At 52.9% G+C, this 2,063-nt stretch carries 1 protein-coding gene; it reads left to right on the top strand.

All coding sequences use genetic code 11. The features are described from left to right. Positions 1 to 2,063, top strand: a 2,063-nt coding sequence (locus Q8W32_RS16500) for a cadherin repeat domain-containing protein (protein ID WP_305415685.1), incomplete at both ends; no start/stop codon positions are given.

The following is a 2,063-nucleotide window of genomic DNA, read 5'->3' as shown; positions in this document are numbered from 1 at the left end:
ACACTGGATGTGAATGATCTGGATGAAGTGGGGCCTGTATTTACCTCCGGGACTCTGGCGGATGCCATTGACGAAAATTCTGGTGCCAGCTCGGTTATTTACACCGCGACCACGGACGACGCGGCAGCGGTTTATTCGTTGTCTGGTACAGATGCGTCACTGTTCAGCATCAACTCAGCCACCGGCGAAGTTACTTTGTTGGCGGATGCCGATTACGAAAGTAAATCCAGCTATAACTTTGTCGTGATCGCCACCGATGGTGCTGGTTTACAAGATAGCCAAGCCGTGACACTGGATGTGAATGATCTGGATGAAGTGGCACCGGCATTTACATCCGGTTCAACAGCGACCGCCATTGACGAAAACACCGGTGAGAACGCGGTGATTTACACCGCAGCGACCGATGACGCGACGGCGGTTTATTCGTTGTCTGGTACAGATGCGTCACTGTTCAGCATCAACTCCGCTACAGGCGAAGTGACTTTGTTGGTCGATGCCGATTACGAAACCAAACCAAGCTACAGCTTTACTGTCACCGCTACCGACGGAGCCGGTAACCATACTGATCAACTGGTTACACTCGATGTAAACAACCTCGACGAAATTGCGCCAACGATTACTTCCGGCGCGACGGCTACTGCGATCGATGAAAACAGCGGTGCCGGCAGTGTGATTTATACCGCCACTGCGGATGACTCTGCTGATATTTCTGATGGCGTGAGTTTCGGTCTGTCGGGTGCAGATGCTGCGTACTTCTCGATTGATACCAGCAGTGGCGAAGTTACTTTGTTGGCCGATGCGGACTATGAGACCAAATCCAGCTACAGCTTTACTGTTACAGCCACCGACGGCGCGGGTTTACAAAATAGCCAAGCCGTGACACTGGATGTGAATGATCTGGATGAAGTGGCACCGGCATTTACATCCGGTTCAACAGCGACCGCCATTGACGAAAACTCCGGTGAAAACACGGTGATTTACACCGCAGCGACGGATGATGCGACGGCGGTTTATAGCCTCTCGGGAGCCGATGCAGGGCTGTTCAGCATTAATTCAGCCACCGGCGAAGTGACGTTATTGGCTGATGCCAATTACGAGACCAAGTCCAGCTACAGCTTTACTGTCACCGCCACCGATGGAGCCGGTAACTTTACTAATCAGGCCGTTACCCTGGCGGTTAATAACCTGGATGAAGCAGCGCCAAGCATTACGTCTGGCGCGACGGCTACTGCAATCGATGAAAACTCAGGTGCCGGGCAAGTGGTGTATACCACGACGGCCGATGATTCCGCGGATATTTCTGGAGGTGTGACTTTCTCGCTCTCTGGCGACGATGCCGCGTATTTCAGCATCAACTCCGCCACCGGCGAAGTTGCTTTGTTGGCGGATGCGGATTATGAGAGCAAGTCCAGCTACAGCTTTATTGTTACAGCCACCGATGGCGCGGGTTTACAAGATAGCCAGTCCGTCACCTTGGCGGTCAACAACCTGGATGAAGTCGCACCGACGATTACCTCTGGTGATACCGCGACTGCCATCGATGAAAACAGCGGTGCGGGCAGTGTGATTTATACCGCCACCGCTGATGACACTGCTGATATTTCTGACGGAGTCACTTTCAGTCTGTCGGGTGCAGATGCTGCGTACTTCTCGATCGATGCTGTAACAGGCGAAGTCACTTTGTTGGCCGATGCCGACTATGAGACCAAGTCCAGTTACAGCTTTATTGTCACCGCCACCGATGGGGCTGGTAACTTCACTGATCAGACCGTCACTCTGGCGATCAATGATCTGGATGAAGTGGGGCCTGTATTTACTTCTGGCACGTTGGCGGATGTCATTGATGAGAACTCCGGTGAAAACACAGTGATTTACACCGCGGCGACGGATGATGCGACGGCGGTTTATAGCCTCTCAGGCGACGATGCAGCGTATTTCAGCATCAACTCAGCCACCGGCGAAGTGACGTTGTTGGCGGATGCCGACTACGAAACCAAACCAAGCTACAGCTTTACTGTCACCGCCACCGATGGAGCTGGTAACCATACCGACCAAACCGTGAC

Origin of the sequence: Oceanobacter sp. 3_MG-2023 (assembly GCF_030688925.1) — a bacterium.
GTDB lineage: Bacteria > Pseudomonadota > Gammaproteobacteria > Pseudomonadales > Oceanobacteraceae > Oceanobacter.
This window is presented reverse-complemented; position numbering and strand designations above follow the sequence as displayed.